The sequence below is a fragment of the Spirochaetota bacterium genome (assembly GCA_030154445.1).
GTDB lineage: Bacteria > Spirochaetota > Brevinematia > Brevinematales > Brevinemataceae > Brevinema_A.
Map to the genome: position 1 here is coordinate 101,113 of JAGUQW010000007.1, position 25,398 is coordinate 126,510.

The following is a 25,398-nucleotide window of genomic DNA, read 5'->3' on the forward strand; positions in this document are numbered from 1 at the left end:
TTACCTCTATAATTTAAAACAATTGTATAAATACTTTCTCTAATATATCCGAAGATATTATATATTATAATATACTTCTATTTATCGTGCAAATATATTATAATATACATTCTATCTTACTAAAAATTAAAAGGATCTTTTACATATGAAAAAAAATATTTTGTTATTATCTTTTTTAATTTTTTCTGGTTGTTATTTAAATAAATTTAGTGACTATATGGCACCAACACCACCAGTACTTACATTAGACTCAGCAATATGGACTTCTTTAGTATCTATTCCCATACAAATAAATAAAACGGTACCTTACACGATATTTGTTAATACGGATAACTTAATCTATACATATAAAAATCAACGAAATCAATTGAGTTTATTAATACATAATTCTAAAAATAATATTACAAAACAACATAATATTACTTCTATACCGCTATCTATTTCTGATACAATACAAATTTCTTATACAGAAGCTAACAATACTGGGACAAAAATAATTGGAGTAACTGAATTTGATCCAACAAGTACATTTTATCAATTCAAATCGTATATTTTAAACAATAATTGGAGTACATCTGATCTAAATACATATAGTACTGACAAACTTATTACTAGCAATCCTATTATTTTCAATTATGAAAATTCCAGTAGTGGAACTCTAATACTCCCCCATCCTATGTCTGCAACTCAAAAAAGACTTAGTAATTACAATATCAATCCAACTGGAGTTATTCCTCATAGAAATATTATTATAGATGAAAATAATACTTATAAAATTATAGATATCAATAATAAAATTATAGCACTTTTTTTTAATAGCTCTTTATTTAAAACATTTAATTTTACAGATAATGTTAATTCTGATGGAACTATAATTTATTCAAGTAATCCTAGAACAATAAAATATAGCTTATCTGAAGGATTCGATGTATGGGCAACACACAATCCTGATGGTCAAAATATGTCTATTGTAAAAATAACACTCAATAATTCAGGTCAAATCATAAACGAAGTAACTGTTAAAGAAAAAATACAAGGATCAGAAGGTATAATTACAAAAGGTGAAAATGCTAATAGTTATTTTTTAGCTTTAAAAACTACACAAAATACATTACAAGTATTAAAAACAAGCGATAATTTTAAAACATTAGAAATTTTAGGAGTTACTAGTATCGGCTCATATAACCTAATTAATATTAATCTTACAAGTATAAATGGAATTCCTTTTCTTTCTTATGTTGATACACTTACTGATGAATTAACTATTCTTAAATATTCACAAAAAGAAAACAATTCAGATAATCACACTCTACCAGAAGCTAAAATCACTCTAACTTCTACCACTGTAACAGCAAATACTTTTTTTAATATATCTGGATCTACTTCACTTGGTAATAATTTATCTTATTTTTGGAGTGTTAATCCTAAATTAGGATCAATTATCGAAAATTCTCTAAATATTAATACTCGAATATCACTTCCTTCTTCAGTAACGCCTATCGATATTATTTTAGAAATTAATGATGGTGAGAAAAGTTACAAAACTATTCAAAAAATAACAGTTTTATAGAATAAAAAACACTCTTATAAAAAGAGTGTTTTTTATTCTATATTATAAATTCTTAGAACTTTTATATAGCTCTAAAATATGTGGATCTAATTTATCAAAAAATTCTTTTTCTTGTAAAATTATTATATTCAATTCTATTGCTTTTTTAACCTTTTCAGCTCCAGGATTTTCTCCTACAATAAGATAATCTAATTTTTTAGTTACTCCTGGTAGCATCTGAATGGACAAACTATCGAAGAATTCTAGTATTTCTTGTCTTGAATATAAAAATTGAGACTTACCTGTCATTAACACTTTTTTACCGCTAAATATATTATAACCTAAAAACAATTTTAATTTATCTCCATATACTATTTTAAAATCTGTATCAAAAAGATATTTTAATTCTTGATGATAGCGTGTGTGTGATAAAAATTTAATTAACTCTTCCGTTGCACTGACACCTAGTATTAATGATTGTACAGCAAGAAGCTCTTGTGATCTCAAAAAAGATAATTTTTCATCTAATAGTTTTTTACTTACTTTCAAGTTTATATCTTGATTAATTTTTTCTATAGTTATTTTATCTTTTGTTTTTAATGTTTCTTCTATAGAATTTCTTATTTCTAATATTATTTGCAATTTTTTATTCTCATCACCTTCTTGAAGATAAGCGATAATCAAATTATCTAGATTTTTAAAATATTTTGCTAATTTATTAGCAGATATAGATCCTATTCCTTTGATACCAAAAGCTTGAATAAAGATTACTAAATCTACAGATTTTTTAGCATCAATATTTATCAATAATTGAGTAATACTCTTTTCTCCAAAACCTTCTAATTGAAATAACTCTTCTTTATGTTGTTCTAGTTTAAAAATATTTGCAAAAGAATCTATATAATCATTTTCAGAAGAACCTAAAAAACCTTTATCAAATAATACTTCTACAATTTTATCACCAAATCCATCTATATTTAACCCAGATTTTGATACAAAATATTTCAAACGAGCTTTCAAAATACCCACACATGTAATGTTTGAACATCTTAACACTCTTGCTTGTTCATCACCAATGATTTTATCCCTAACTGTCTTTGCTTTACAAATAGGACATGATTCAGGTTCTACAATCATTTGAGCATTAGTAGGTCTCTGTTCCAATACAAATTTCACAACAAAAGGAATCACATCGCCAGCTCTTTTAATAATAACTGTATCATTTATACGAAAATCATTATCTTTAATATAATCAAAATTATGTAATGAAGCTCTTGAAATAACAACACCCGCTAATTCAACTGGTTGTAAAATAGCTACTGGCGTTATTGCTCCTGTTCGTCCTACTTCATATTCTATACCTAACAAGATAGTTTGTATTTCTTCAGCTTCAAATTTCCAAGCTATAGCCCATTTTGGTGCTCTATCTGAATAACCCAACACATCTTTGATTTCATCCATTATAACTTTTGCTACTAAGCCATCTATTTCAAAAGGTAATTGATCTCTTTTTTGTACAATTTCATTATAAAAAATCTCTGCTTCGTGAATATTTCCAGCATGAATTATTTTTCTTTCTGGAGAAATTGAGAATCCAAGCTCTGTTAAATAATCCATTCTATGTGTATGAAGATTCATTAATATTAATGAAGAGTTTGTATCTTTAGTTTTACAATCATAAGCATAAAATTGTAATTTTCTAGTAGCCGATTGTTTTGAATCTAAAAGTCGAACACTTCCTGCTGCTGCATTTCTAGGATTTGCAAATACTTTTTCACCTTTGATCATTTTATTTTTATTTAATTCTTTAAAATCATCTTTAAATATAATGATTTCACCATAAATAACAAGATCATTTGGAGCTTGATCATCAAGACGCAAAGGAATATTTCGTATTGTTCTAATATTCTCAGTTACTAATTCTCCAATTTCTCCATCTCCTCGTGTTGATGCTTCTACAAGAACTCTATCTTTATAAACTAATTCTATTGCTAATCCATCAAATTTATACTCCAAGACAATACTTGGAGTTGCTAAAGATACAACAGGAACTGTCATTATAGTATGAAAAAATGATAAAAATTCGTTTTTTGACATAACATTATTTAAACTATACATTTTATATTGATGTTTATAAGATTTAAATTCTGCAAGAGCTGGAGCTCCCACTTTTAATACAGGAGAATCTAAAGAAAATTCTTCTGGATATTGCTGCTCTAAATCTAAAAGTTCTCTAAATAATATATCATATTCAGCATCAGTTATTTCAGGATTATTATTTTGATAATAAGCCCTATTATGATACTCTATGATAACTCTCAGTTCTTTTAAGTGTTCAACACTCATCTTGTTCTCCTTGCCATTAAATTCATACTTATAATTCTTAATTTTCGGTATTATATAGTAAAATCTTGAAAAAAGTAATAAAATCAGTTAGAATAAATAACTATGTATAAATTTTGTTTAATATTTTTTTTTCCCTTCGTTATTTTTGCTCAATCTTATGAGATCAATTCATCAGAAATATCTCTTAGACTTTCTGATCCTTTAGAAGTATTACATACAAGCATATTATTTACAAATAACAAATCATCCTTATCTCAACGATATAGCTTTCAACAAATTATACAACTGTTTCAACAAAAACGCTATTCTTTTACTCTTAAAGAAATCGCTACATTTCAAAGAAAATATCCTAATCATATTTATACCAACGAAATAACTTGGTTAAAAGCTAATACTTACTTACAAAAAGGTGAGATACCCCAAGCAAATGAACTACTTCTTACATTAATAGATTCAAAAAATATCGAGATTCAACATAGAGCTTTTCTTGATCTATATCAACTTAATATCGATGCTCGTAATAATACATTGGCTTTGAATTTTATCAAAAAAATTCATGATTCTCCTATAGGATCACCCTATAAAGAAATAGCTCATATGAAATATATCTATCATACTATTCTTTCTCAAAATTATAAACAAGCAAGTAATCTACTACAAAGTTTTGAACAATTATATCCAAATTCTCTTTATCTTAATGAGCTTCAATATTTTATGGCACTAAATGATATTGTTAATGATAAAATAGTTAAAGCAAAAGCTTATGCTTCGACTGTTTTATCAAACAGTACTAATATTGCTCTTCAGCGTCTCATGGGAGAAATAGAACTTCAAGAAAAAAATTACGAACAAGCACTTTCTTATTTTTTACCTATTACTAAAATAAATAACAAATTTCAAGATGAAAGTATTTTCAAATCAGCATTATTATATAAATACCAAAAAAAATACATAGAATCTCAAAAATTATTCTCCACTATCGTGAAATATCATCAAAATTCATCTTATTTTGAAAGAGCGTCAACAGAATTAGCTAATATAAATATTATTCTCAAAAATTATGATGATGCTCTTATCTATTATTTACAAGAAAGTGGTTATATAGGATCTCGAAAAGCTATTGCTTTACTCAAAATAGCTGAAATACATTTTTTAACAACAAACACCTTAGCGACAAGACGCACTGCAGACCGTATTCAATCTTCATTTCCTTATAGTGCCTATGCTAACGAATCTTTATATTGGGTAGGTCGATCTTATCTTCTTGATAAAGAATTCAAAAAAAGTATTCAAATATTTGATGATTATCTTATTCGAGAACCACAAAGTCCTAAAAAAGACGAAATTATGATTTTTTTAGGACATGCTTACGCTAATATAGATAATCAAGCAAAAGCTCGTGGTTATTTTCAAGAAATTATTAATAATTCTCCTAATGAATACCTAAAACGACAAGCACTTATCGCCTTAGGAAGAAGTTATAATATAAACGAACCCAAGCGTTCTTTAGAATATTTTGATCGTGTATGGAAAGTTTGGCCAATAGCCAAAGAGAGTGATCAAGCTCTTTATTATTCTGCTGCGAATAGATATAATCTTCGTCTTAATACTCAAGCTTTAGAAATTTTCAAACAATTAGTTACTAATTTTCCAAATTCTAAATTTTATCAAGATGCTCAACTTGCTATTGTCAAACTAGAATTCAAAGCAGAAAACTTCAATGCTCTTTTAGATATTAACGATATTCCTCTTACAGTCAATAATCGAGAAATCGTCTCAGAATTTAAAGAATTACAAGCACGCAGCTTTTTTAGAATAGGTGAATTTGATCAAGCACTTTCCTTATTTCAAGAATCATTAAAACTTACTGATAATAAAAATCGTAAAGTAGAACTCTTTCTTACAGAAGCGTCTACACTTAGAGCTTTAAATCGTCATGATGAAGCTGTTCAAAAATATGAAAAATATCTTAATGCTATCAAAAATTCTAACGAAATCAGTGATCTTGAAGAAGTATTGTGGGCAGAAATTGCATTTAGTTATCTCGAGATACAAAACACAAAAAAGGCTGATAAAACAATAGAATATATGATTAAAAATTTTCCTCAAAGTAAATTTATTGTGGATTTATACTTCAAACTTGCAGATGGTTATTTTAGCAAAAAACAATATGACCAAGCAGCTGTATATTATAACAAAACACGAATGTTTACCAAAAATAAATCTGTTATATCTGATGCTCTATTAAGAGAAGCGTGGAGTTTAGATTACTCTGGTAGTAGTCAAACAAAAGAAATTTTCAACTTATTCCTTACTACATATCCAAAACATTTTGGTGTTCCTGATATCATGTCCAGATTAGCAATACTTGAAAATACTAATAATAGTTCTATTAGTACACAACTCCGTATACAATTAATTCAAAATTATCCAGATTCTTTGGAAGCAGAACAGGCTCGTTTATTTTTTGCTAATCAATTTGATAATAATAGTTCTATTGATGAATTTTACCAAATCATCTCCTATACCAAAGATTCTCGATTAAAAGCAAAATATCTCTACAAATTAGGATATAAAATGATTAAAGAAAATTTAATTGAAGAAGCAATAATAGTATTTAAAGATATCCATGCACTAAAAGATCCTGTTCATGGAGCAGATGCTTTATTTGAAGCTACCAAATTGTTATCCGATCAAAAAAAATATACAGAACAACTACAATTATATATTAATATTATTACCCATTATGATGAACTATATTATCCAAGAGCTTTAGATAATATCATCCAAACTTATATAGTCTTAGAAGATTATGAAAATGCTGAGAAATTTAAGACAAGACTGTTAGAACAATATTCTGATAGTAAAGAAAGTAAGAAATGGAAATAAATTGATCGTGAAAAATAGGAATAAGAACTATTGTAATAATAAAAAAGATACAATAGTTGATGCGGGATCTTCTTCTCTTATAAAAAAATTATTATGATAGTATTCTTGATTAGACATCATCATTATAATTATTTCTAATAATTTTTGTTCTGTAAGTGTGGGTTCTTCTAATATTTCTGCACAAGACATATCTTTAAGAAATTTAGCGTTAAGATATTGATGATTATCTGGTGATTGAAAAATAGGAATAAATAAACTTGGCGTCCTAAATAATAGTGACTCTGATACTGTACCAGCTCCTGACCTAGCTAAAACCAATCTCGATGCAGACCAAAAAGCATCCATTCTAGTAATAAAACGATATATTTTAATATTCTCTTGATAGGGATCAAGACTAGATAATAAATTTTCTTTATCAAATCTCTCATACTCTTTGGTTCCCAAACTCCATACAATCTGATACCCCTTTTCTATTAAAAAGGGGATAATTTTTAATACTAGATTATTAATTATCTGAGATCCTTGAGATCCTCCAGAAATACCTATGATCGGTTTTGTTGAAGATGATAATTCTAATAAAGCACAAGATTCTTCAAGGCTTAATAATTCTTTATATAATAGAGGATTCCCAGTATATATTTCTTTGTGTAGTGGGATAAATTTAGGAGAAGGAAAAGTAGTAAAAATATTTTTCGCGAAATGAGCCCAAAATCTATTAGTAATTCCTGCAACACTATTTTGTTCCAAAATGTACAAAGGCTTTCTCATTAACAAAGCTGATAATGCAACAATATTAGATAAATAACCACCAGTAATTACCATAAAATCAGGATTAAATTGTTTGATCTTTTTAAAAACCTGTCTCCAAGCATTAAAAATAGAAAATAATTGTTTGATTGTACTAATAGATAATCTACGAGAGATTCCTGTTAATGAAACACAAATACGCTCATCAGATTTTAATAATTCAAATATATCATAAGCTTTGTCTCTATCACTTAATACATAAAGTAGCTCTACATTATGTTTTGCAAATTCTTTATACAAAGCAATTCCTGGTACCAAATGCCCTCCAGTACCACCACCACCAATTAATACTTTCATCATTGTATCCTTTGATTATTGTTCTAATGCTTTTGATAATAACTCATCATCTAAAAAATTATTTTGTTTATTTAAAATATTTTCTACTATAGGATCTATATTTTGATCAATTACAGGTTCTACATCAGGTTCAAATTTTAAATCTGTATCTGATTCAATCTTAGGAATTATTTCAGGAAGATTTCTCATGCCTTCCACAAAATTCATTGCTTGTCCACCTTCTATATGATCAATTGTAGCTACTGCCAAATTAACTTGCACCAAAAATTCATCATCAGATTTGAATACAATTCTATATTCATAACTCATCTGTGCGTGTCTCTCTTTCTTACCTTCTAAAGACCAAATTTCGACCTCTTCAATATGAGAAAGATTTTGGATAATTTGAGTATCTATTTCTTTTAAAAAATGATCATTAATTTCTCTCATTTCTCTATAAAAAACACAGACTTTATTATCTAAAACACCCATTACATAGCTAGCCGTTCTTCTAAAAATAGTTAATCCAGGAATAGCTAATCTAGTAATAAGTGATTCAAATAAACTTTCATTAGAAGTGTAGTAATTACTTAAAAACGGATAATCCAGCCATTTTTCATTATTGAGCATAATATTATCAAGATCTTTATAGAGTGGATTTTCTTGATGCAGTGTTTTATATTCTCGTAATGCAATGATATGATCTCCTCTCAAAGAAAATATAGAAGCACGCATATATTTTAAGTTCAATTTAGTCTCAGATTCATTTACTTGATTAAGATAAGAATCTATCATTCCTAAACTTTCATGATATTTTTTCATAGAAATACAAATAGAAACTAATTCACAAATAATAAATTCTTTTATATGTTGGTCTTGTGTTTTTTCTAATAAGAGCGTGTAAACATCATATGCTTTATCCCAAACTTTCAAGTTTGTTAATGTTTTTGCATAATTATAAGTAATTATATTCTCTTGCTTTCTTTCTAACAAATTATAATGACGAATCGCTTTGGCATACAAACCTAAAGAAGCCAAACATTCTGCATAAAGTTTTCTACTATCAATCAAGGCAGGATTGTTTTTGAGAACAGGTATTAATATTTTACGACACATATCAAAAATATTGTTACAATAAAAAATATAAGCTAATTTATGATTTGCTTTTTCATGTTTTTTATCTAAAGCTGTTGCTATTCTATAATGCATTTCTGATTGTTTAAGATCATTAATCGCTAAAAAACAATCGCCAATTTCTAGTTCTACAAATATTTTATCATTTGTACTTAATTCCAATCTTATTAATGCTATTTCCCACCATTTAATCGCTTCTTCAAACATAGCTAATTTTGATCTTGCCTGAGCTGCATGGATATAAGCACTAAGAGAAGAGTGACTAAAAGTATGCTCTTTACCTTCTGTTAGTTGAACTACTTTATCATAATCAGTCTCATTAAAAGCATCTGAAATTTCAATCCTATGATCTTTATTAGGGAAAAATGTTTGGATAATTAAATAACCTATAGACATTGTTAGCACAACTGTAAGTAAAGAAATTGCAACAAGTATTATATCCATCTAATATCCTCTATATATTTATTAATAAAAAATATTATCAACATTAATTATTAAATAAAAAATGCACAACATCCCCATCTTGAACAATATACTCTTTCCCTTCTTGACGAAGCACACCTTTTTCTCTCGCTTTTGACCAAGCTCCTACGGCAACAAGATCTTGATAAGACACAGTTTCCATACGAATAAAACCTTTTTGCATATCAGTATGTATTATCCCTGCTGCTTCAGGTGCTAACATTCCTTGATGAAGAGTCCATGCTCTAGTTTCTATTTCGCCAGTAGTGAGATAAGTAATCAAGCCTAATAATTCATAACCAGCTTTAATAAGTCTATTAAGACCGCTATCTTCCCAACCTAATTCTGCAATATATTCTTTGGCTTCATCATCTTCTAATTCTGAAATTTCTTGTTCTATTTGAGCAGACAAATGTAAAACACCAGCTCCCAATTGAAGAGCTTTTTGATTGAGGGGTGTCCAATATATATTTTGGTTAGGATCATTGACTTCACTTTCTGATACATTAGCAACAATAAGAATAGGTTTGTCTGTAAGAAAACGATATCCGTCTGTCAATATGCGTTGAGCTGGAGTAAGTTCAGCTTGATAAATCATTTTACCTTCTGTGATAATTTGTTCCAAAGCGACCATTAATTCAAATAATATCTTAGCTTCTTTAATTCCTGTACGAGCTTGTCGCTCTTGTTTGGATTTGATATTAAGAATTGTTTCAAGATCTTTTAGTGCTAATTCATCTAAGACTATTTCAATATCCCTAACAGGGTCTATACTACCAATAACATGCATTACATCTTCGTCTTGAAACAAACGTGTCATCATAATAATTGCATCCGTATCACGAATATTAGAAAGGAATTGATTACCTAATCCCTCACCTTTAGAAGCTCCCTTTACAAGACCTGCAATATCAACAAACTCTACTGTTGTTGGGATTAGTTTTTTAGAACCAGAGATTTCTGAAAGCACTGACAATCTTTTATCAGGAACATTAACGATACCAATATTAGGATCAATAGTACAAAAAGGATAATTTGCACTTTCTATTCCAGCTTTTGTTAGTGCATTAAAAAGTGTTGATTTACCAACATTTGGCAAACCGACGATTCCACAAGAAAATCCCATAATCAAACCTCCAGTATGAGTTTATTGTATTTCCATTATTATAACATACACAATAAATATAAGCAAAAATACATCTTAAAATTTGATAAAAAAATCAGTTCGAAGTATAATAAATACAAGATTATTCATTATATAATTACTAAACAATCACATTTAGGAGATCTCATGCTTTTATATCCAACATTTTATTTTAGATCTCTTTGTCAACCTATCACTTTATCTCACTTATTTAATATTACATTAAGAAATCTATCTTCTGATGAACTACCAATCTTTGAAAAAAGTATCAAAATATTAAGCGACAAACTTTCAGACAAAGAGCGTCGACGCATTTTGTATACTCTTTACCCTCTTGGTAATTTTAGTGCAGAAGGTGCATTAGAAGAGCAATTTATTAGAGAAATTAGCAAAATATGGGTAATTGCTACTTGTGACAAAAAACTTCCTTTTGAACATGGATTGGTGGATTATGGATTTTTGTGCGGGTATATTTCTGATAATAGTTATCTCCAAAATCCTGGTGGATTCATCTGTGATATAAATAACATTAGCTCTAGAGAAATTTTAAGAGCCTTAAAAAAAGAACTACCCAAAGCAGCACAATTAATTCTTAATCCATCATTATTAATTGATGATATCAATGATATTAAATTACAAGCCTCTTATTGGGACGGTATTTTAACCCAACATAATAATATTCCTCATTTTGTACAACTAGCTAAAAGTTTAAGACTTACTAATGAATTTACTGATCTCACACAAAAATTTCTACAATACTGCATTTCTGCAGAAATTTTATTAGTACACAATCCTAGTAAGCATGATAGTAAAATGCCCATGAATAGACAATTTGTTAGTAAGCTGACCTTGATCCGTCATATGATGATCAAACTAAAAAAACAGCATTCTTTATATTCTTTGAATGAGCTTCAGAATACCTTTAATCAAATTTATGATTTTCGATCTCAATTAATACATGGTCGTCAATATACCCCTATCAATAAAAAAACAATAGCTCAGTATATTAATTTATTACATCCTACGATACGATTAGGTATTGAATTACAAACAACAGATCCTCTATTTATAGAATTTATTAAGAAAATTTAAAATGCAAGAAAAAATATTTATAGGAATACAAAGTCGTCTTTTATCCTCACGATTCCCTAACAAAGCATTTACAGATATTTTAGATATTCCATTAATTATACGCGTTATCCAACGAATGCAACAAATCAAACATCCTTATATATTAGCATTATTAGTACCAGAAAATGAAATATCACAATATACACAATTTTTAATTAAATATCATATTAATATTCCTATTTTTGGAGGAGATGAGACTAATGTTCTCCATCGTTATTATCATGCTGCCAAACATTTCGGTTCTCACGATTTAATAATGAGAGTTACAGGCGACAATCCTCTTCTCAGCCCCTATTTAGCTGATTTGTTAATTGTATATCACCATAAGAAAAAATGTGATCTGAGCCATTTTTTAAAAAATACTTTTGGAACAGGGGTTGAAATTATTAATTTCAAAACATTAGAAAGAAGCTATCAACAAGCTTCTACTGTAGATGAATTAGAACATGTTACTCAATATATCTATAATAATCGTAATTTATTCTATATAGAAGAACCTATTAGTCCTTATACTTCTGATATATATACCTCTTTAAGTATAGACTATGTAGAAGATATTACTATCATAGAAAATATTTTAAAAAAATACCCAAATTGGGATATTACTCATCAATATAAAAATTATTGAAATTTTTATATATTTAATATATACTATTATAATACACATCTTATGTGTTAAATTCTCAATTATGGATACATTATGAAAAACCTAGCTCAACTAGTAAAATTGATTCCAACATCTTATTACCCTTTTATTTTTATTATAATTAGTGTGATTATAATCATTTTATTTATTTATTATATTCGATTATCATCAAAAATCAAACAGCTTTCAGAAGCTCTTTTCAGTTTACAACGATCTGTAAATCATAAGGAAACAATATTTGAAAATACTATTTCCAAATTAGCTCAAAATCTTCCTCTAGACAATCATCCAGCTACTCAAGAAAAACACATTTCTAATATTATAGAACAATTACTAAATAAATTTTCTATTCAATTACAAAGAAAAATTCAAGATAATTTTCAAGATGAACAAGATATTTGGCATGATAAATTCACTATTTTATTAACTATACTAGGTAAAACGGAACAAGATCTTCGTCAAAATAGAGATGAATTGTTCAAAAAATCTTGGATTTCTATTACTGAATTGAGACAAAAATCTCAATTATTGTTTAATGATATGAAAGAAGATGGTATCTTTTATCGTATGCAATCACTATGGCTTTTAAGTGATCTTGAGGCACAAAAACAATTCTATTACGATTCTTTTCGCTATTCTATAGCAGCCTTAAAACTTTATCAGGATAGTAAACCAACATTACCTTTATCTCAAAAAATTGCTTGGAAAGTAGGTGAGAATTTAGCAGATATTTCTACCAAATTAGACAAACAATCTCAACAAAAAAATCTTAAAAAATTTAATCTAACAATGCCTCAAGTATTAGAGATATTTCAAGAATTAGAAAACACTTCAAGTAATATTGAAGTGTTTCAAAAAATACGACTTTGGAACAATCAATTCACTAGTATTCTATAATTTTATATAAGTTCAACTCCTAAGCAAACAAAAAAGACTAGTTTTTTCCACTAGTCTTTTTTTTTATAAAAATTATTTCATTTTTGTCCATAACTCTAGAGCTTCCCCATTGTCAAAATCAATAGCGATATGATCTTCTTTTATAGTAATAAACACTTCTAATTCTGGCGTAAAATCCATTGTTTTCAAATCCAAATCTCCTATAGAGAATAGACCTTGTTTGTTGTCATCAAGACCATCATAAAAAATATAATAAGGATCAGAGGCAACAAAAGATTTATCAGGAAAATCTTCTTCCCACTCTAATAGTACCTGAATATCTGTAATTTCAAATGTTAATAAATCTACAAATTCTCCTTTTTTAGTGATGGAATTTTTATAAATCCTTTCCATTTGAAGAAATAACATATCTTTAGTAGCGACAGACTTGTAACTATTAAACCATAATTGTCTAAATTCTTTTGGCATCTCTTGTAATAAAGGGTGATTTTCTTCAAAAAAACTAATAAATGTTCTTTCATGTTCTTGTGTATTATTTTTTATTTGATTGCTCTTTTTTTATTTTTTTGTACTAGATCTTGACCTGTATACCAATCTTTGATATTTTTTTTATGTGTCAGAACGATGATAATACATATAATAATAGCAGCTATCTGCAAAGGTTTAGTTGTATTAGGAATTAGATAAGTTATAAAAGGAAAGAACATCGTAGCACAGATAGATGCTCGTCCTACTATTTTTTTACCAAAAGTGAAGAACACCACGGAAAAAATTCCTACGATGATTAATGCAACCATATAATTCCAAGCAAAAACAACTCCCAATGCTGTAGCAACACCTTTACCACCTTTAAATCCCAAGAAAGGAGAAAAAATATGTCCTGCTATCGCAAACAAACCTATAAAAATTTCCATGATATCAAATAAAGATGCATCTAATTCACGAGATACACATATTCGAAAAAGAACAATAGGAATACTTCCTTTCATTGCATCCAAGATAAGTATAGGAACAAAACCTTGCCAAAAACCAAATTGACGATTAATATTAGTAGCACCTATATTACCAGAGCCCAATTTTCTAATATCAATACCTCTTGCAAAACCATATAACAAGCCGTAAGGGACACTACCAGAAATAAAACTTATTCCCATAAATAGTATTCCTGAATATAGTACATTGTCAAATAAACTCATTAATTTTCTTCCTTATGATAGCTTACTAAAATCAGCTTGATTCATAAATAATTTATCAATCAAATGTAATAAGGCTATTCTATTAATCTCTTTTTCATCCCCAGTTTTTACCAAAATAGTATTAAAAAATTGTACAATTACTTGTTCCATTTTTAATAATTCTAATAATCTATCTTCATAGGATAGTACATTTATCTGTTTTGTCACTTGTTGGTACTGTAAATACAATTTTTTTTCTATATCTTCACTTAATAATGACTCTCGTAAAGTTTGCACTTTTTGATCTTTCAAAATATTAGAAATTCTCTTAGCTAATTCTATCAAATTAGTAAAACTAGCATGATTTTTGGTTCTTATTTGTTGCAACGCTCCAGCTCTATCTATATCATGAAGTATTATATCTATATTTTGAGAAAATATAGCATTCAGTGTATCTGCTTGATAATTATAAGGAGTATTTTTTAAAATCCCCTCTAATCTTACTTGAACAAAATCTAATATCATTTTTTGCCATTCTTGTTGATCTATTGTCAACATAGGAATATATAAAGAAGAAATATTTTTAAAAATATCAATAATAGAAAATACTTCCCACTTGTACTGAAGTAAAATATTAATAATTGCTATTGTTTGTCTTCTCAAGGCATAAGGATCTCTTGAACCTGTAACAGTTTTACCAACAGCATATAAAGTAAATAAATTATCCAAACGATCCGTCAATCCTAATAAAGCTGACAGCTTCTGAGTAGGAACATGTAGCTCCCCATCTATATTCATAGGATAATAATGTTCTCTTATTGCCAAAGCAACATCATCGGACATGCCCTGATTCTTAGCGTAGTATGCTCCGATAATCCCTTGTAATTCTGGAAATTCACCTACCATTAATGAACTTAAATCTGCCTTTGAAAAAGAAACTGCCTGCATTAAATCCTTTTGATCTATACTAGGCTCTAATATATTTTTAAGATAAGTAGCAATAATTTTCATTCTTTCTATTTTATCAGCAATACTTCCAGCACCATCTATAAATGCTATAGATGATAACTGATCGGCATAATAAGTTAATCCTTTTTTGCTATCTTCTTCAAAGAAAAATTGACCATCTGCAAAACGAGCTCTTAATACTCTATCATTCCCAGCTAAAATATTTTTTTTAGTACTTTCATCCTGATAGGAAATATTAGCAGTAATAATATAATTTGGTAATAAAACACCTTTTTGATCAATAATCGGTATATATTTTTGATGTACTTTCATCTCTGAAATTAATACTTCTTTTGGTAAACACAAAAATTCAGGATCAAAAGTAGCAAGAAGAGGATGTGGATATTCTGTGAGTGATGCTAAAATACTTAATAACTCATCATCCAACAAAGCAATTCCATTCATTGAAGAAACTATTGCAGTTACATAATCTTGAATAATTTGTTCTCTTTCTTCAAATTTTGGAATACAGCCATGCATTTTGAGTATCTCTTCATATTTTTTAGCATTAGGAAGCACTATCGCTTGTGGAAATAATTGTCTATGCCCATAAGTACTATTACTAGATTCTAATCCAAAAAAATTTACTGGTAATATTTTGTCATTAAGAAGAGCCATAATACCACGGACAGGACGAATAAATTCATAAACTTCATTATTGTAATTCCAACGCATTGGTTGAGGAAATTTGATTCCTTGAATAAGTTCTTTTAGAATAGTAGGTAATATTTTTTCTAAATCTTCCCCAATTTCTGTTTTTTGAATAAAAAGATATTTTTGTCCTTTTATTTCTCTTTCTTCTATATCTGATAAAGTAACATTATAAGAATTAAAAAATCCTTGCAATGCTTTGGTAGGATTTCCTTGTTCATCATAAGCAGCCTTACTAGAAGGTCCTTTTTGTTCTATGATCCTATCATTTCCTTTTGGAGGGCACTCTTCTATATAAAAAGCTAAACGACGCGGAGTCATAAAATAAGTAATAGATTTATAATTGACACCATATTTTGATAATAATATAGGTAATTGATCTTTTATATGTTGAGATGTATTTGGTAATACTCCATGTGGAATTTCTTCGATAAGAATTTCAAACACAAAATTAAACATTTATTACTCCTAAGCTATTATGTAATTGTAACTATTATTATAAATTAATTTGTTGTAAATTTCAATATAAAAATTTGATTTGTATTTGAAAAAAAATATTAAAGACTTGACAATTTACTTTTCAATATACTATTATCTTTTATAGTGTATTATTAAAATAGTTATTATTATATAATTCCGCAATTTGAGTTAATGATTGATTTCTCTTGTTACTCAAATCAATGATTGCACCCTCTGAGATCAAATAATCAATTAATATTTTGTTAGAATTATTTCTTACAGCATTAAAAATAGGTGTTTCACCTTCATTATTAGATCTATTAACATCTGCTCCTAAGCGAATTAATATCTCAATAATAGCCTGATTTTCTGTTAATACAGCTATATGAAGAGGAGTGCATCCATTCATATCTTGCATATTGATCAACAATCTATCATAAGTTAATGTTGTTTTTATCATGGATATATCTTGAGTAGCAACAGCTAAATGTAATAAAGAAAATTCTTTATTATTTAATATATAATCTTTATTCGCATCTAAATCATCATAAAAACGATTGTAATCGCAAGGGATTATTGTAGAAGATTGACTTGTTTCTGGATACAAATAATTTGAAGATATTAATTCATTTTCTGTTTTATTGACATTTTGAGAAAATAAGGTATAATTATAATTATTTGCTCTTATTTCTATTACACAGATAAACAACACTATAAAATAAATAAGTTTTAAAATTTTACACTCCTTATTTTTTATATGTAAATAAATAATATATTTGCTAATTATTAAATACTATGTACCGACAAACTAATTAATAGTATAATATACATATTAGAAAAAGTGCAAGTAATATATCCAACTTATTATTCAAATTTAATATAAATATAAATCAATTAAAATAGTAGTAGTAGTATATTTTAACTAGAGCAAAGAAAGCCCTCTTTCTTATATTTATAATATATTATAATTAATTTACTTAGGAGTATTTTTTATGAAAATACTAAATCTTTTTTATCAAACACTCTTACTTACAATTTTCACAATCATTCCTACAATATCTCAAGCACAATACAAATGGATTACATATACTGGAGATCCAAAATTTTTATCTTTAGAAGATGGGATTGATAGAGGTCGTATTTTATACCATCAACTGGCACAAAACTCATCTTCTCTTGCTGGTAATAGAGGAATGATGTTTAATGCGACTTTATTTGCGTTTCCATCATTAACGGGCTCTTTTGCTTGGTCTCAAATCCGTGTTAATATCGGTAAAATATCTTTTTACCCACATATTTTCAATTTTGATAAAGGTACTAGTTCTTTATCTATAGCTATTCTTTATAATATATCACGCGTATCACCTGTTCGTGGTGTGAGAACTAGACCTAGTTTTTCTCCTACCTCTCTTCTTCAATTAGAAAAAGAGAAAATGAATTTCATCAAATTAAAATTTGTATCAGAAGGATTTGAAGCAGATTTACTCCTACAAACTAGAAATCAAGAAACAGAATTAAGTTTAAGTGACTATGATATTAACTATAACTATTGGTTAAAATCCAGTCCTTCTCAAAAAGAAGCTATGCAACTTCGTACTTTCTTTGCTCGTCCTTTAACAAGCTTTAAAGTTAGAGCTTATAGTGATAAAGGTTATTTAGATACAACATTATCTGGGTCTCAAGTTGATTCTTTAGGAGATGTCTTTGTCAGTACAATAGATTTATATCAACGTCTTATTGATCCAAATTATATCAATAGTGTTAAAAACACTAATACTAATGCTGTTAAAAAGCCTACTGCTAAAAAATCTGCAATTCCTCCAGCTAAAAAACCTGCAACTCCTCCAGCTGCTGCTAAAAAACCTGCAACTCCTCCAGCTGCTGCTAAAAAACCTGCAACTCCTCCAGCTGCTGCTAAAAAACCTGCAACTCCTCCAGCTGCTGCTAAAAAACCTGCAACTCCTCCAGCTAAAAAACCTGCAACTCCTGCTGCTAAAAAACCTGCTCCTACAAAAGTAGTACAAACAAATAGAAGACCTAAAGTTACTAGAGTTGTTAAACCTAAGTAAATATTTATATTAAATTGGAGGATAGAATGAAATTAGTTATTATAATTTTAAGTTTATTATTAACTTATTGTGGTATATCACCAAAAGAACTAGAAGGTTCCTTGTATAATCTTACAGAGAAGGGTATAGACCAGATTTTTGGTACTATTACTGTTAAATCATTGGCTAAAGAAGGTATTATTATCCATGTTACTGCAACTAATCTTACTCCAGGTAATTATGGATTTCATATCCATGAAACCAATATTTTAACACCATCTATCCATGCTGATGGTTCACAAATGATAATAGGTGGTATGGCTAAAGGTCACTGGGATCCAGATAACACAGGTATCCATGCAGGACCAGAAGGTAATGGCCATAGAGGAGATTTACCCCAACTTTCTGTTGATGACAATGGTACTATTAATTCTATAATTACTAATAAAAAAATTCAATTAACAGATATTAAAGGTAAGAGTTTTATGATTCATGGAAATCCTGATAACTATTCAGACACACCTTTACCTCTTGGCGGAAGTGGTCCAAGAATGTTTGCCGCACCTTTTTAATAAAATAAAAAATCCCTATACTAAATTTCCCCCCAATATTATATATTGGGGGGAAATTTAGTATAGGGGATAATATAAAGTATATAAATAGTATATCTATATTACAAGGGGTGTACTATTATAAGTCTATTATAAAATAAATAGATTCGATAATTATATTTTTATTTTTTATACAATATTTATATTTATGTCTATTGACTCACATCTCTTTTCACACTATAATATATTTATATTTATATTTAAAGGACTCTCAATATGTTATATCAAAACCTTATTTCTATATCTCAAAAAAAAATTCTCAACAAATTAGCCATGGCTTTAGGTTATTATAATATTACTAAGATAAGTAACTGTATGAGTAGAATTAGAATAGAAGTAGTAAATCCTTCTCTATTAGCATGTGATAAAAGTTTTCTTTTATTAAACACTCAAGGTATTATTCGAGAAGATAATTTTATACATCTAATTTACGGTAAGATAAGTTCTCAACTTGCTTTTCAATTAAATTTACTCTATAAAGCGTTAAATAATACTTTTACACTTGAATTAATAAATTTATTACAAGGTTCAAAAAATATCCAAAAATTAACTCATACTGATAAGCAAATTACTATATTTATAAATGATTCCATAGAAATAAATCAACAACTTTTACAAGACTTATCTCATACTCATAATATTATTATTCAACAAAAAAATAATTCTATACTACTATTAGTAGATCAAAATATGCAAGAAATATTTACTATAATTCAGTATACTCTGTTATTTTGGGATACTATACAAAGTTTGTTTATAATAAATACTTTAAAAATATCAAATATTACTAATATTACAAGAACTAACTATACATTAAAAATAGATACTGCTGTTCCTATCGCTATAAATACGACTATTTGGGGTTATTACGGATTAGAGACATCTCCTAATAGTGTTAGTGAAAATGAAATATATATTCACAATATTTCTAATGAACTATTTGAATCTTTATTAGAATATTATCATTTTTTAATAAACGGTAATGATTTCTTTGACAAGAAATCATTACCATAGTATACTTAAATATAAATAAAATATTAGGAGTTTTCTATGCATTATACAGAACTTGGTTTTGTTAATTCTAAAATAATGTTTGAAGTCGCTGTCAAAGATAAATTTGCAGTTCCAGCTTTCAATTTTAACAATATGGAGCAAATTCAAGCCATAGTTATGGCTTGTGTTGAAGCACAATCACCAGTAATTCTTCAAGTATCCAAAGGAGCTCGTGCTTATGCTAATCCTGTTCTTCTTTCTTGGATGGGTCGTGGTGCAGTTGAAATGATGAGAGCTTACGCAAAAGATAAAGGTGTCGGTGAAATTCCTATGGTTCTTCATTTAGATCATGGCGATTCATTTGAAACTTGTAAAGAATGTATTGAATCTGGATTTTCTTCTGTTATGATTGATGGATCTCATCATTCTTTTGAAGATAATATTACATTATCAAAAAAAGTTGTTGAATTTGCTCATCAATTTGATGTAACTGTTGAAGGTGAATTGGGTGTTCTTGCAGGAGTAGAAGATGATGTCGTTGCAGAAGATCATGTATATACACAACCTGAAGAAGTACAAGAATTTGTATCAAAAACAGGTGTAGACTCTTTAGCTATTGCTATTGGTACTTCTCATGGAGCATTCAAATTCAAACCTGGACAAAAACCACAAATTCGTATGGATATCCTTAGAGAAATTGAACAAAAAATTCCTGGATTTCCTATTGTATTACATGGATCTTCTTCTGTACCACAAGATGCAGTTGCAATGATCAACAAATATGGTGGAAAACTAGAAGACTCTATTGGTATTCCTGAAGAACAATTATTTGAAGCAGCTCATTCTGCCGTATGTAAAATCAATATTGATTCAGATTCTCGTCTTGTATTAACAGCTCATTTGAGAAAAGTACTTGCTGAAAATCCTGGTGAATTTGATCCTCGTAAATATCTTGGACCAGCTCGTGATGCAATGGTAATTATGTACAAAGATAAATGTATTAATGTTCTTAATTCTGCAGGCAAAGCACCAGCAATCATGGCTATGATTAATAAATAAATTGTAAATGTAAAATAAAAAGCCCCTATTAATAGGGGCTTTTTTGATATTATTTGATAAAAATTATCTTTCTACTTTTTCAAACACGAGCATATAAGAAGGTAAAGACATATAGATAAAACATGTTATAAATAAAACAAAGATGGCAAAGCTAAGAAATTACAATATTTGAATTAGCTCCCAAACTATACACAAATTTATAACCTTGTGCATTCATATTATTTACTTTATTTTCTACCCTTTGTCTCGGAGAAATAAAAAGTCTAACAATCCCCCCAGCTAAAGATACATTAATAACTCTATTTTTTGGAGTACTTTTATTTATATTTTTCAGATCATTTATACCCTGTTTATTTTTAATTGATTTTCTTTGAGTTTTGTCTGTATAAATTTAGATTTATTAATACTCATAGAATATCTTTATTTTTCAAATATTTGTTTTTGTTCTTTTTGTTTTTGATTATACCAAACCCATATGGCTAATAAAACAGGCATAGCAATAGCACCGACAGCTTGAATTAATTGAAATATAAATTCCCATGAATCCTTATCAAATTTTTCTCTTAAAACAAAACCAAGTACAAAGCCAAAATAAATAAACCATTGTGTATTGTTATTCATTACTTCTCCAAAAACAAGATAAGATATTATACCATAAATGTTTTTACTCTTGAATTGTACTTCCATTTGATATAAAACATACATAATTCAACATATATTAGAGTTTTTTATCTAAATATATTTTTATAATAAAAATATTCTTTCTCCAGCACAATTTTTTATGGTATCTTCACTCCAAACAGAAACTTGAACTTCCCCTATATGTATTTTTTCTAACAAAAACATACTTAATCGAGATTGTCCTACCCCACCACCTATAGACAAAGGTAAAAGCTCATTAAAGATCATTTTATGAAAATTTAATTCTGATCTTACGACTGTATCAGTAGCGATTAGTTGTTGATTCAAAACATTAATGTCAACTCTAATACCCATTGAAGAAATAGATAATACTTGATCTAAAGGTTCATGATAAAAAAGCATTGTTCCATTCAAAGACCAATCATCATAATCTGGAGCTTTATAACGATGCATATTTCCAGATTTAAGTAGTCCACCAATCTGAGTAATAAATACTGCTTTATGCATTGTCGTAATTTCATACTCTCTTTCGTCAGGAGTCAGTGATGGAAACATATCTTCTAACTCTTGTGTGGATACAATAGTGATTTCTGTAGGTAGTTTCAATTTTAATTGGGGATATTTTTTACAAATAACTTGTTCTGTATCCAAGATACAATTATATACTTTTTCAACTGCTGAGATCAAAGTATCTATATTTCTATCTTCCATAGAAATCACTTTTTCCCAATCCCACAAATCTACATAAAAAGAATGTGTATTATCTCTTTTTTCACAAGATCGAACAGCATTCATATCTGTATAAATACCTAAATTTTGTTGAATCTCATATTTATAAAGAGCAAATCTTTTCCATTTTGCGAGAGAATGAACTAACTCTATTTGTTGATTAGATACTGTAAAGCTAATAGGATTTTCATTTCCATATAAGTCATCATTTAATCCTGTATTTGCTTCTAAAAAAACTGGAGCTGATACTCTTAATAAATTTAATTGATCTGTAAGAGAAGATTCAAATGTCATTTTGAGTATTTTGATTGCAATCTCAGTATCTATAAGATTTAATTTTGATTGGTACATAACAATCCCTCCATTTATATTTTTTATTAATTTAAAGTTAACTTAATTTACTTTTTGCTAATTGATCTACTAGTTCATTAAATCGATTTCCTGTATGAGCTTTGACTTTTTCCCAAGTAATTCTAATACGATTTTGCATCATTTTAGCAGAATAATACTGAGCAATACTACTATTTGCTTTCCATTCACCACAAGCCCATTTTTGAAGGCCTATATAATCATAAAAAATAGTAATAGACGAGAATTTATGATTTTCAGCATAAGATAAAGCTTCTAAAACGCCTTGAACTTCTCCTGCAATTTGACGAGATCCCTCTTCTGGAGAAAGATTCACTATCCCACTATCTTCTAAAAGAATTTGATTATCTTGTACAATAACCAAGCCCCATCCAATTTTATTATTATAAAAAGACCCATCTACATAAGCGCAGATGCCTTGTATGTTTTGAATATTAGGGCATTGATATCGATGCCATAATTCTTCTATTTGCACTTTTAAGGTAGAATCTGAAATATTATGAGTTCCTATAGAAAATGAGTTTTTAGAAGCTTTGTGATACAAAATCGCTGTTGCCCCAAGAATATTTTTTATTTGTACATTATAATCTCTAAAACTACTCTCATCTACATAAGCTATAATTCCTAATTGATTGAGAAATTCTACAAATTTAATACCTTCTTTTTTTAATTCTGTATAACTTTTTGTCATATACTACCTATAAAAAATTTTTTATATTATAGCTTATTATGATGAAATGTACAAGCAACTGATATTGTATATTGACAAAAAAATACTATTCTACTATAATTATACAATCAATTTTTAGTTTAGGAATTTTTATGAAAAATTATTTTGATATCAAAGATATTACCCAATTACTCCCTCATCGTTTCCCTATGTTATTAGTCGATAGGGTATTAGAAGTGAATGAAAACGATGGAGCTGGATACAAAAATGTCACTATAAACGAAGATTTCTTCAATGGTCATTTCCCCGGAACGCCTATTATGCCTGGTGTACTCCAAGTAGAAGGACTTGCTCAATGTGCAGGATTTATTGCATTGACACAATTAAAAAATCGTTATCCCAAAATCAACACAGAAGATATTTTGATGTTCTTTATGGGTATCGATGGAGTCAAATTTCGTAAACCTGTTGTCCCTGGAGATCGTTTGGACTATAAAGTCACTGTTACCAAGCGTCGTGAATCTGTATCTGAAGATGGTACTACATTTAGCCGTGTGATTAATAGCTTTGAAGCTAAAGCTTATGTGGATAATCAATTAGTATGTGAATGTACCATGAACGCTATGCTTACTCCAAAAGAAGGTAGTATTGCTTAATTTTCAATTTGTTAAAATAAAAAAAAGAGCCTTAAGGCTCTTTTTTTTATTTGGATTTATTAATCAATAGTAAGATTATTATGATATAAGTGACATAAGATCTATAAAAGCAAATTCTTTATTTATTTTTTTTACCATTCCTTGAATAATAGTACCTGTACTCATTTCAATACCTGTATCAAATCCTTTATCGACAAGATAATTTACTGTGCTAACCCATTGCACAGGACTTTTCATCTGAAGAGCTAATAATTGTTTGACTGTAGATTCATCATAGAATTCTGCTGTTACATTAGAGACAATAGGATAAAGTGGTGCACTAAAATTTAGTTGATTGACAAATTCTTCAAAATGTATTGATGCCTCTTCCATTAATTTGGAATGAAAAGCACCACTGACAGCTAATGCTAGTACTCTTTTAGCACCTGCATTTGATAATTTTTCTGATGCAAGAGTAATTCCTTCTTTGAGTCCTGAAATTACAACTTGACCTGGTGTATTAAAATTAACTGGCTCTACATAATATGTATTTGAAACTTCTTTACAAATATTAATAACACTATTATCATCCAAGCCCAAGACAACAGCCATCCCACCCTTTTGATGAGGATCCGCTTCAGCCATTAATTGTCCTCTTTTTTGGACTAATTTTAATGTATCTTCGAAGCTAAGCATCTCACTTGCTAGTAGTGCTGAGAATTCCCCTAAAGAATGACCTGCTAATGCTGTTGGGACAATATTTTGTACTTTTAACAAACTTATCAAAATATATTGATAAGTCAAAATCGCTGGCTGTGCATTTTTGGTATTTATAAGATCATCTTCAGGACCTTCGAATGATAGATTTTGAATATTAAAGCCTAGAATATCATTTGCCTGAGTATAAATATCTTGAGCTAACTTATATTTTTCAACAAGTTCTTTACCCATACCTACAAATTGTGAACCTTGTCCTGGAAAAAATAAAACCATAGATACCTCTTTATTATAAAATATATAATAATATTATACTATGTTTCTTAATATTCTTCAAGATTACTATATTTT

At 28.3% G+C, this 25,398-nt stretch carries 22 protein-coding genes; 10 read left to right on the plus strand and 12 right to left on the minus strand.

Annotation, left to right across the window (positions count from 1 at the left end):
- Positions 1-145 precede the first annotated feature (145 nt).
- Positions 146-1,570: a hypothetical protein gene (locus KFW21_04515; protein MDK2818693.1), complete on the plus strand. Its 1,425-nt coding sequence runs from the start codon at positions 146-148 to the stop codon at positions 1,568-1,570.
- A gap of 42 nt (positions 1,571-1,612) precedes the next feature.
- Here KFW21_04515 and ligA read toward each other — a convergent pair whose 3' ends face one another.
- Positions 1,613-3,895, minus strand: a complete 2,283-nt coding sequence (ligA, locus tag KFW21_04520) for an NAD-dependent DNA ligase LigA (protein ID MDK2818694.1) — start codon at positions 3,893-3,895, stop codon at positions 1,613-1,615.
- A 102-nt stretch (positions 3,896-3,997) separates the two neighbouring features.
- On the opposite strand from ligA, the gene KFW21_04525 reads away from it, so the two are divergent.
- Positions 3,998-6,784 carry a tetratricopeptide repeat protein gene (locus KFW21_04525; protein ID MDK2818695.1) on the plus strand — a complete coding sequence of 929 codons (2,787 nt, stop codon included), beginning with the start codon at positions 3,998-4,000 and terminating at the stop codon, positions 6,782-6,784.
- Between the two features lie 27 nt (positions 6,785-6,811).
- Here KFW21_04525 and KFW21_04530 read toward each other — a convergent pair whose 3' ends face one another.
- Genes KFW21_04530 through ychF form a run of 3 tightly spaced genes read right to left on the minus strand, consistent with a single transcriptional unit; the run spans position 6,812 to position 10,589 of the window.
- Entirely contained in the window at positions 6,812-7,888 is a 1,077-nt protein-coding gene (locus KFW21_04530) for a UDP-N-acetylglucosamine--N-acetylmuramyl-(pentapeptide) pyrophosphoryl-undecaprenol N-acetylglucosamine transferase (GenBank protein MDK2818696.1), read from the minus strand.
- 15 nt (positions 7,889-7,903) lie between these two features.
- Positions 7,904-9,445: a hypothetical protein gene (locus KFW21_04535; protein ID MDK2818697.1), complete on the minus strand. Its 1,542-nt coding sequence runs from the start codon at positions 9,443-9,445 to the stop codon at positions 7,904-7,906.
- Between the two features lie 43 nt (positions 9,446-9,488).
- Positions 9,489-10,589 carry a redox-regulated ATPase YchF gene (gene ychF / locus KFW21_04540; GenBank protein ID MDK2818698.1) on the minus strand — a complete coding sequence of 367 codons (1,101 nt, stop codon included), beginning with the start codon at positions 10,587-10,589 and terminating at the stop codon, positions 9,489-9,491.
- 165 nt (positions 10,590-10,754) lie between these two features.
- Between ychF and KFW21_04545 the strand changes: the two genes are divergently transcribed.
- From KFW21_04545 to KFW21_04555, 3 genes are all read left to right on the plus strand, one after another.
- Positions 10,755-11,699: a hypothetical protein gene (locus KFW21_04545; protein MDK2818699.1), complete on the plus strand. Its 945-nt coding sequence runs from the start codon at positions 10,755-10,757 to the stop codon at positions 11,697-11,699.
- A gap of 1 nt (position 11,700) precedes the next feature.
- Positions 11,701-12,366 carry a hypothetical protein gene (locus KFW21_04550; GenBank protein ID MDK2818700.1) on the plus strand — a complete coding sequence of 222 codons (666 nt, stop codon included), beginning with the start codon at positions 11,701-11,703 and terminating at the stop codon, positions 12,364-12,366.
- Between the two features lie 72 nt (positions 12,367-12,438).
- On the plus strand, positions 12,439-13,281 hold the full coding sequence (locus KFW21_04555; protein MDK2818701.1) for a hypothetical protein: 843 nt from the start codon (positions 12,439-12,441) through the stop codon (positions 13,279-13,281).
- 72 nt (positions 13,282-13,353) lie between these two features.
- Here KFW21_04555 and KFW21_04560 read toward each other — a convergent pair whose 3' ends face one another.
- From KFW21_04560 to KFW21_04575, 4 genes are all read right to left on the minus strand, one after another.
- Positions 13,354-13,749, minus strand: a complete 396-nt coding sequence (locus KFW21_04560; GenBank protein MDK2818702.1) for a hypothetical protein — start codon at positions 13,747-13,749, stop codon at positions 13,354-13,356.
- Between the two features lie 71 nt (positions 13,750-13,820).
- Positions 13,821-14,477: a glycerol-3-phosphate acyltransferase gene (locus tag KFW21_04565; protein ID MDK2818703.1), complete on the minus strand. Its 657-nt coding sequence runs from the start codon at positions 14,475-14,477 to the stop codon at positions 13,821-13,823.
- Positions 14,478-14,489: 12 nt separating this feature from the next.
- Entirely contained in the window at positions 14,490-16,574 is a 2,085-nt protein-coding gene (gene glyS, locus KFW21_04570) for a glycine--tRNA ligase subunit beta (protein ID MDK2818704.1), read from the minus strand.
- Between the two features lie 139 nt (positions 16,575-16,713).
- A complete protein-coding gene (locus KFW21_04575; protein MDK2818705.1) occupies positions 16,714-17,286 on the minus strand; it encodes an ankyrin repeat domain-containing protein in 573 nt (190 codons plus the stop codon).
- Between the two features lie 280 nt (positions 17,287-17,566).
- On the opposite strand from KFW21_04575, the gene KFW21_04580 reads away from it, so the two are divergent.
- The 4 genes from KFW21_04580 (at position 17,567) to KFW21_04595 (ending at position 21,285) form a co-directional block, all read left to right on the plus strand.
- Entirely contained in the window at positions 17,567-18,643 is a 1,077-nt protein-coding gene (locus KFW21_04580; GenBank protein MDK2818706.1) for a hypothetical protein, read from the plus strand.
- 26 nt (positions 18,644-18,669) lie between these two features.
- Entirely contained in the window at positions 18,670-19,194 is a 525-nt protein-coding gene (locus KFW21_04585) for a superoxide dismutase family protein (GenBank protein MDK2818707.1), read from the plus strand.
- Positions 19,195-19,449: 255 nt separating this feature from the next.
- On the plus strand, positions 19,450-20,247 hold the full coding sequence (locus tag KFW21_04590) for a PTS transporter subunit EIIB (protein ID MDK2818708.1): 798 nt from the start codon (positions 19,450-19,452) through the stop codon (positions 20,245-20,247).
- 36 nt (positions 20,248-20,283) lie between these two features.
- Positions 20,284-21,285, plus strand: a complete 1,002-nt coding sequence (locus KFW21_04595) for a class II fructose-1,6-bisphosphate aldolase (protein ID MDK2818709.1) — start codon at positions 20,284-20,286, stop codon at positions 21,283-21,285.
- A 420-nt stretch (positions 21,286-21,705) separates the two neighbouring features.
- On the opposite strand, the gene KFW21_04600 is transcribed toward KFW21_04595, so the two are convergent.
- The 3 genes from KFW21_04600 to KFW21_04610 form a co-directional block, all read right to left on the minus strand.
- Positions 21,706-21,906 (minus strand): hypothetical protein, encoded by a 201-nt coding sequence (locus KFW21_04600; GenBank protein ID MDK2818710.1) that lies wholly within the window; start codon positions 21,904-21,906, stop codon positions 21,706-21,708.
- Positions 21,907-22,029: 123 nt separating this feature from the next.
- Positions 22,030-23,007, minus strand: coding sequence for an aspartate--ammonia ligase (locus tag KFW21_04605; protein ID MDK2818711.1), 978 nt, complete (start codon positions 23,005-23,007; stop codon positions 22,030-22,032).
- A 37-nt stretch (positions 23,008-23,044) separates the two neighbouring features.
- Positions 23,045-23,716 carry a reverse transcriptase-like protein gene (locus KFW21_04610; protein MDK2818712.1) on the minus strand — a complete coding sequence of 224 codons (672 nt, stop codon included), beginning with the start codon at positions 23,714-23,716 and terminating at the stop codon, positions 23,045-23,047.
- 131 nt (positions 23,717-23,847) lie between these two features.
- Between KFW21_04610 and fabZ the strand changes: the two genes are divergently transcribed.
- Positions 23,848-24,351, plus strand: a complete 504-nt coding sequence (fabZ, locus tag KFW21_04615) for a 3-hydroxyacyl-ACP dehydratase FabZ (GenBank protein ID MDK2818713.1) — start codon at positions 23,848-23,850, stop codon at positions 24,349-24,351.
- A 78-nt stretch (positions 24,352-24,429) separates the two neighbouring features.
- On the opposite strand, the gene fabD is transcribed toward fabZ, so the two are convergent.
- A complete protein-coding gene (gene fabD / locus KFW21_04620; protein ID MDK2818714.1) occupies positions 24,430-25,323 on the minus strand; it encodes an ACP S-malonyltransferase in 894 nt (297 codons plus the stop codon).
- Positions 25,324-25,398 lie beyond the last annotated feature (75 nt).

Bases quoted from the DNA above. Each gene is read 5' to 3' on its own strand.
- KFW21_04515 (MDK2818693.1), top strand. From the start codon at position 146: ATGAAAAAAAATATTTTGTTATTATCTTTTTTAATTTTTTCTGGTTGT.
- ligA (MDK2818694.1), bottom strand. From the start codon at position 3,895: ATGAGTGTTGAACACTTAAAAGAACTGAGAGTTATCATAGAGTATCAT.
- KFW21_04525 (MDK2818695.1), top strand. From the start codon at position 3,998: ATGTATAAATTTTGTTTAATATTTTTTTTTCCCTTCGTTATTTTTGCT.
- KFW21_04530 (MDK2818696.1), bottom strand. From the start codon at position 7,888: ATGAAAGTATTAATTGGTGGTGGTGGTACTGGAGGGCATTTGGTACCA.
- KFW21_04535 (MDK2818697.1), bottom strand. From the start codon at position 9,445: ATGGATATAATACTTGTTGCAATTTCTTTACTTACAGTTGTGCTAACA.
- ychF (MDK2818698.1), bottom strand. From the start codon at position 10,589: ATGGGATTTTCTTGTGGAATCGTCGGTTTGCCAAATGTTGGTAAATCA.
- KFW21_04545 (MDK2818699.1), top strand. From the start codon at position 10,755: ATGCTTTTATATCCAACATTTTATTTTAGATCTCTTTGTCAACCTATC.
- KFW21_04550 (MDK2818700.1), top strand. From the start codon at position 11,701: ATGCAAGAAAAAATATTTATAGGAATACAAAGTCGTCTTTTATCCTCA.
- KFW21_04555 (MDK2818701.1), top strand. From the start codon at position 12,439: ATGAAAAACCTAGCTCAACTAGTAAAATTGATTCCAACATCTTATTAC.
- KFW21_04560 (MDK2818702.1), bottom strand. From the start codon at position 13,749: ATGCCAAAAGAATTTAGACAATTATGGTTTAATAGTTACAAGTCTGTC.
- KFW21_04565 (MDK2818703.1), bottom strand. From the start codon at position 14,477: ATGAGTTTATTTGACAATGTACTATATTCAGGAATACTATTTATGGGA.
- glyS (MDK2818704.1), bottom strand. From the start codon at position 16,574: ATGTTTAATTTTGTGTTTGAAATTCTTATCGAAGAAATTCCACATGGA.
- KFW21_04580 (MDK2818706.1), top strand. From the start codon at position 17,567: ATGAAAATACTAAATCTTTTTTATCAAACACTCTTACTTACAATTTTC.
- KFW21_04585 (MDK2818707.1), top strand. From the start codon at position 18,670: ATGAAATTAGTTATTATAATTTTAAGTTTATTATTAACTTATTGTGGT.
- KFW21_04590 (MDK2818708.1), top strand. From the start codon at position 19,450: ATGTTATATCAAAACCTTATTTCTATATCTCAAAAAAAAATTCTCAAC.
- KFW21_04595 (MDK2818709.1), top strand. From the start codon at position 20,284: ATGCATTATACAGAACTTGGTTTTGTTAATTCTAAAATAATGTTTGAA.
- KFW21_04600 (MDK2818710.1), bottom strand. From the start codon at position 21,906: ATGAATAACAATACACAATGGTTTATTTATTTTGGCTTTGTACTTGGT.
- KFW21_04605 (MDK2818711.1), bottom strand. From the start codon at position 23,007: ATGTACCAATCAAAATTAAATCTTATAGATACTGAGATTGCAATCAAA.
- KFW21_04610 (MDK2818712.1), bottom strand. From the start codon at position 23,716: ATGACAAAAAGTTATACAGAATTAAAAAAAGAAGGTATTAAATTTGTA.
- fabZ (MDK2818713.1), top strand. From the start codon at position 23,848: ATGAAAAATTATTTTGATATCAAAGATATTACCCAATTACTCCCTCAT.
- fabD (MDK2818714.1), bottom strand. From the start codon at position 25,323: ATGGTTTTATTTTTTCCAGGACAAGGTTCACAATTTGTAGGTATGGGT.